Raw genomic sequence first — 715 nt, 5'->3', positions numbered from 1 at the left:
ACGTTGGCGATCGTCATCGGCAGGGCGAGCGCGAGCACGCGCCGGCCGGTGATGGGCTCGATTGGGATCACGCGGCCTCCGGGTCGCGGTGGAGACTAGCCTACCGCGAGACCGCGAACAGCCGCGAGATGAGCCACAGCGGCACCACCACCACCGCGCCGGCCAGGATCCAGCCGCCGAAATCGTGGAAGGTGGCGAGGCCGAGATCGATCAGCGCGCGGGCCGCGTCGTAGATCTGCCAGAACAGCCGCGCCGGGGTCAGCCCGAGCATCGCCATGAAGGCGCCAACCAGGACCGAGAGGAACAGCAGCCGCAGGAACACGCCGGCCGGCGAGCCGCCGAGGAAGCGGCGCAGGGCCGAAGCGCGATAGCCCGGCGGCGGTCCCTGGTAGGGGTCTCCCGAATAGTTCTGGCCTGGGCGGCGCGGGTCGTGCTCGACGATCATCGACATTCCTTTGCGGGATGAAGGTCTTCCAACCGTCCGAAGCCGGCGGAACCGTGACGGATGCACCACACCGGGCGCGAAACCGGATCGTGGTTCGGGCGTTAGGCGGTTTCGCCGGCCGAACCGAGATGGCAATGCGGCGCTCGCGCGCCAAGATGGGTTCGGAATTCGCGGATGCCGTGACGCCTCGCCCCGCGCAGCCCCAAGAGACGAGACGAAACGCCCCATGATCGACCACGCCCTGTTCGACCCGGCGACGATCGATCCGGA

1 protein-coding gene is annotated in these 715 nt (G+C 69.0%); it reads right to left on the bottom strand.

Annotated features, from left to right (window positions below; translation table 11 throughout):
- Window positions 1-100 precede the first annotated feature (100 nt).
- Window positions 101-445 (bottom strand): DUF6460 domain-containing protein, encoded by a 345-nt coding sequence (locus FV230_RS28960; RefSeq protein ID WP_147844799.1) that lies wholly within the window; start codon window positions 443-445, stop codon window positions 101-103.
- Window positions 446-715 lie beyond the last annotated feature (270 nt).

This window comes from Methylobacterium sp. WL6 (assembly GCF_008040095.1).
Taxonomy (GTDB): domain Bacteria; phylum Pseudomonadota; class Alphaproteobacteria; order Rhizobiales; family Beijerinckiaceae; genus Methylobacterium.
This window is presented reverse-complemented; position numbering and strand designations above follow the sequence as displayed.

Excerpts from the sequence above, each read along its gene's own strand:
- FV230_RS28960 (WP_147844799.1), bottom strand. The coding sequence starts at position 445 with ATGATCGTCGAGCACGACCCGCGCCGCCCAGGCCAGAACTATTCGGGA.